The sequence below is a fragment of the Phenylobacterium sp. genome (assembly GCF_035569475.1).
GTDB lineage: Bacteria > Pseudomonadota > Alphaproteobacteria > Caulobacterales > Caulobacteraceae > Phenylobacterium.
This window is the reverse complement of sequence record NZ_DATMNA010000060.1, coordinates 1-4,557: the sequence shown is the minus strand read 5'-3', so window position 1 is coordinate 4,557 and position 4,557 is coordinate 1. Positions and strand designations below refer to the sequence as shown.

6 protein-coding genes are annotated in these 4,557 nt (G+C 69.9%); 3 read left to right on the top strand and 3 right to left on the bottom strand.

Features of this window, described 5'->3' with window-relative positions:
• On the top strand, window positions 1–835 hold an 835-nt coding region (locus tag VNW53_RS09535), incomplete at its 5' end, for an AMP-binding protein (RefSeq protein ID WP_325555299.1).
• Window positions 836–985: 150 nt separating this feature from the next.
• Window positions 986–1,507, top strand: a complete 522-nt coding sequence (locus tag VNW53_RS09530) for a GNAT family N-acetyltransferase (RefSeq protein ID WP_325555298.1) — start codon at window positions 986–988, stop codon at window positions 1,505–1,507.
• Window positions 1,508–1,514: 7 nt separating this feature from the next.
• Here the strand turns inward: VNW53_RS09530 and VNW53_RS09525 are convergent, their stop codons facing one another.
• The 3 genes from VNW53_RS09525 to VNW53_RS09515 all read right to left on the bottom strand — a co-directional run bounded on the left by VNW53_RS09525 (window position 1,515) and on the right by VNW53_RS09515 (window position 3,461).
• The gene (locus tag VNW53_RS09525; RefSeq protein WP_325555297.1) at window positions 1,515–2,411 is read right to left on the bottom strand and encodes an MBL fold metallo-hydrolase; all 897 of its coding nucleotides are present in this window, start codon (window positions 2,409–2,411) and stop codon (window positions 1,515–1,517) included.
• Between the two features lie 7 nt (window positions 2,412–2,418).
• Window positions 2,419–2,829: a TIGR01244 family sulfur transferase gene (locus VNW53_RS09520; RefSeq protein ID WP_325555295.1), complete on the bottom strand. Its 411-nt coding sequence runs from the start codon at window positions 2,827–2,829 to the stop codon at window positions 2,419–2,421.
• Between the two features lie 122 nt (window positions 2,830–2,951).
• Entirely contained in the window at window positions 2,952–3,461 is a 510-nt protein-coding gene (locus VNW53_RS09515) for a hypothetical protein (protein WP_325555294.1), read from the bottom strand.
• A gap of 417 nt (window positions 3,462–3,878) precedes the next feature.
• On the opposite strand from VNW53_RS09515, the gene VNW53_RS09510 reads away from it, so the two are divergent.
• Window positions 3,879–4,557: TonB-dependent receptor plug domain-containing protein (locus tag VNW53_RS09510; protein WP_325555292.1), on the top strand; the 679-nt coding region annotated here is incomplete at its 3' end.

The window sequence follows — 4,557 nt, the reverse complement described above, 5'->3', positions numbered from 1 at the left end:
CGCCGCGGTGCCCACCGTCTGGCAGATGCTGCTGGGCCACATGCGCGAGAACCGGCTCGGGCTCTCGACCCTGAAGCGGGTGGTGATCGGCGGCTCGGCGGTGCCCGAGGCCCTGGTCCGCGCCTTCCGCGACGACTACGGCGTCTCCGTCACCCACGCCTGGGGCATGACCGAGACCTCGCCCCTGGGCACCCTGGCCAGCCCGTCGGGCAAGACCATGCGCCTGGACGACGAGGCGCAACTGCGGTTCACCCTGAAGCAGGGCCGCCCGCCGATCGGCATCGAGCTGAAGCTGGTCAACGACGCCGGCGAGCGCCTGCCGCACGACGGGACGACCTTTGGCCGGCTGATGGTGCGCGGGCCTTTCGTGGTCGGCGAGTACTTCAAGGGCGACGGCGGCGTGATCCTCGACGACGAGGGCTATTTCGACACCGGCGACGTGGCGACCATCGACGACCACGGCTTCATGCAGATCACCGACAGGGCCAAGGACGTGATCAAGTCCGGCGGGGAATGGATCTCCACCATCGAGATCGAGAACATCGCCGTGGGGCATCCGAAGGCCGCCCTGGCCGCGGTCATCGGGGCGGCGCATCCGAAGTGGGACGAGCGGCCGGTGCTGCTGGTCAAGCTGGAACCGGGGCAGGAGTCCTCCAAGGAAGAGTTCCTGGCCTTCCTGGAAGGCAAGATCGCCAAGTGGTGGACGCCCGACGACGTGGTCTTCGTCGACGACATCCCGCTGGGCGCCACCGGCAAGATCGACAAGAAGCTGATCCGCGAGCGGATGAAGGGCTACGTCCTGCCGACGGCGGCCCCGGCGAAGGCCACGGCTTGAGATTCTCCTATCCGCTTATCCCGGCGAAGGCCGGGACCCAGATGGAATGACTCAGACGCGGGTTCGAAGGGCTCAGCGGGATTCCAGCCCGCCTCGGCGCCATCCGATCTGGATCCCGGCCTTCGCCGGGATGAGCGGACGTATGTGGGGATGATCCAGCTAACACCAGCCGCCGAGGCCGACCTTCCGGAGATCGCGGCGCTCTCGAACTGGGCCTATCGCGGGACCGGGGCGGTCGCGAGCTGGACGGTGGAGAGCTACCTCGAGGGCGAGCGCACCACCGCCGAGGCCCTGCGCGCGGACCTGGCGGCCAATCCCGAGGCCCAGATCCTGGTCTGGCGCGACGAGTCCGGCGAACTTCAGGGGCATTGCTGGCTGGAGGCCGGCCCGGACGGCGCCTGGTATCTCGGCCTGCTCTCGGTGCGGCCGGACCGGCAGGACCGCAAGCTCGGCCGCACCCTGCTGGCCGCGGCGGAGGACCACGCCCGCGCCCGCGGCGGGCGGCGGATGCAGATGACGGTGATCAATGTCCGCGACACCCTGATCGCCTGGTATCAGCGGCGCGGCTATGGGCTGACCGGCGAGACGCGGCCCTTCCCTTATGGCGACGAGCGCTTCGGGCGGCCGCTGCGCGACGACCTCTGCTTCGTGGTGCTGGAGCGCGGGCTTTAGGGCCCTTCTACGCCAGCCGGTACACCGTGTCCGGGCCCGGGGGGCCGCCGGCTTCGACGTCGCCGCCGCGTTCCAGGTGGATCATCGCGGCCAGCATGGAGCGGGCGGCGGCGGGCCAGAGGCGCTCGTCGACGTCGCGGTAGAGCCTGGGCACCAGGTCGCGGATGCGTCCCGGCCCGTCGGCCAGGGCCAGGAGGATCTGGTCCATCCGCTCCTGGCGGTGGGCGGCGTAGGCGTCGATGAACGGGCCGACCTCGCGGATCGGCGGGCCATGAGTGGGCCACAGGGTCGCGAAATTCCGGTCGCGGACCTTTTGCAGGCTTTCCAGATAGGCGGTCATGTCGCCGTCCGGCGGGGTGATCACCGTGGTCGACCAGCCCATGATGTGATCGCCGGAGAACAGCGCGTTCTCCTCCTTCAGGGCGTAGCAGATGTGGTTGGAGGTGTGGCCGGGCGTCGGGATCGCCTCCAGGGTCCAGCCGGGCCCGGCGATGGCGCCGCCGCCGCAGAGGCTGACGTCGGGCCGGAAGTCGTGGTCGTGGCCGGCCTCCATCTTCACCTCGCCGGTGTCTTCCGCCTCGTGGCCGGCGACGGCGCAGCCGTAGATCGTGGCCCCCGTGGCGGCCTTCAGCGGCCCGGCGAGCGGCGAGTGGTCGGAATGGTGGTGGGTGACCGGGATGGCGATGACCTTTTCGCCCGCGACGGCCTTCAGGATGGCCGCCAGGTGGGCCGGGTCGTCCGGGCCGGGGTCGATCACCGCGACCTCGCCATGGCCCACGATGTAGGTCCCGGTGCCCTTGTAGGTGAAAGGGCCGGGGTTGTTGGCGATCACCCGGCGGATCAGCGGCGAGACGTCCTGGACGACGCCGTACTCGAAGGCGATCTCGCGGACGTAGGGGATCATGCGGCGATCATCCGCCCAGCACGCCGGTCAGGTCGTAGCCGGCCTCGCGGCCGAGGCTCACCAGCTCGCCGCGGGTCCGCGCGCCCGACATGGCCTGGCCGATCGACCAGGTGACGATGGAGCGGGTGCCGGAGCGGCAGAAGGAGAGCACCGGGCCGTCGGCGCTGTCGATCACCTGGCGCACGGCCTCCACCTCGGACGGGCCGGGGGCGCCGCGCACGGGGATGTGGACATAGCGCAGGCCCGCGGCCTGGGCGGCGGCCTCGATCTCGGCGCTGGTCGGCTGGGCCGGGTCCTCGCCGTCGGGGCGGTTGTTGATGATGGTGGTGAAGCCGCGCCGCGCGGCCTCGACCACGTCGGCGACGCTGATCTGCGGGGCGACCGAGAGGTCGTCGGTGACATGTCGGAAGTCAGTCATGGCGGCCTTTCACTGAGCGGCCCTGGCCGTTCGCCGGCATCATCGGGGGCCGCCGGGCGTTTCGCAACGCCCGGCGTTCCAACTTGATCGGCGACGGCCTTCGCCGCGACGAACGGAATCTTTCACTGATCGCGGTGGACGCGGACTTCGCGCTGGTTGCCGATGCTCGCCAGGTAGCTGCCCATGGAGGCGCGAACGATCTTCACCTTGTCGCCGGCCTTGGGGTCTATGGGGATGTCGGTCAGGTCGACCTGCGACCAGGTCGAGCCGTCGGCGAGCTTCAGCACCCATTTGCCGGTGAGCGCCTTGTGGGCGGAGACGACGGCGGTCAGGGTCGAGGAGACGTCCTCGGGCTTCTCGCCGCGCTCGAACAGGGACATCGAGGGCAGGGTGAAGCCGAAGGCCTGGCGGCGGACCTTGCGGGCCTGCTCGCGGTCGACGACCACCACGTCGCCCTTGGCCTCGGCCTGGTCGAGGGCGTGCGCGGCCTTGTCGTAGCAGGCGAGACGGGCGGCGGCGTCGGTGAGCTTGGCGCACTCGGCGAGCTGCTGCATCTCCTTGGCGCGCTCCGGGCTGGCCGCGGGCGCCGGGCCGGCGGCCAGGGCCGGTCCCGAAAGGATCGCGATCAACACGGCCGTCACGCCCATGCGCGCCCGAGCCCCAGGTACTGTCATCGGATCGCCCCTAAGTGATTTGCTGCGACGCATAGAAGACCGCCCGTGCGACGGGCGCAACGTGCGATCCAGTCGTCGGACGCTCGGGCGAATTTGTGGCGGCAAAGCTTCGCCGCGCGGCGGCGTTTTGTGGCGCGTACTGTGGCGGCCTGCACCTTCCGCAGGCGAAAGGTGCGCGGTTTGCGGCCCGCGAGCCTAATCTGTGACCAGAATGCGACAGGTCGCCGACCACCACATTGCTGAAACCTAATCTCCGTTGACCCCAGATTGGATACGCCCGTAACTCCGCCGTAACCGGACCCCACTGGGGTTCTGGGACCGAGTTTGTTTGGGGGCAGGCGCGCCTTTCGAGGCGGCCGCTGGAGGATTTAGACCTTGAAGATCCAAAACACCCGGGAGCGCCTGCTGGCCTCCTCGATGATCTGCGGCGCGGCCTTCCTCGGCCTGTCCGCGACCCAGGCCGTCGCCGCGGCCGCCGACGCGAGCGGCGATGTCGCCGAAATCGTCGTCACCGGCACGCGCATCCCGTCGCCGAACCTGACCTCCATCGCCCCGATCACAACGGTGGGCGGCGCCGACATCAAGGCCCAGGGCGTCACCCGGATCGAAGACATCACCAACTCCCTGCCGCAGGTCTTCGCCGGCCAGGGCTCCTCGATCACCAACGGCGCCAACGGCACCGCCACGGTTAACCTGCGCGACCTCGGCTCGAGCCGGACCCTGGTGCTGATCGACGGCCGCCGCTCGCAGCCGACCCCCGCCGACCTGAACTTCATCCCGGCCGCCCTGGTGGAACGGGTGGACGTGCTGACCGGCGGCGCCTCGGCGACCTACGGCGCCGACGCCATCTCGGGCGTCGTCAACTTCGTGATGCTGAAGAACTTCGAGGGCGTCCGCCTCGACGCCCAGTACTCGGGCTACCAGCACGACAACAACAACTCGACCGGCCAGGCGGCCCTGACCGCGGCGGCCAAGACCGCCATCATCCCCTCGCAGTACGCCATCCCCGGCAGCACCTTCGGCGGCGAAGGCTCCGAGGCGACGATGATCATCG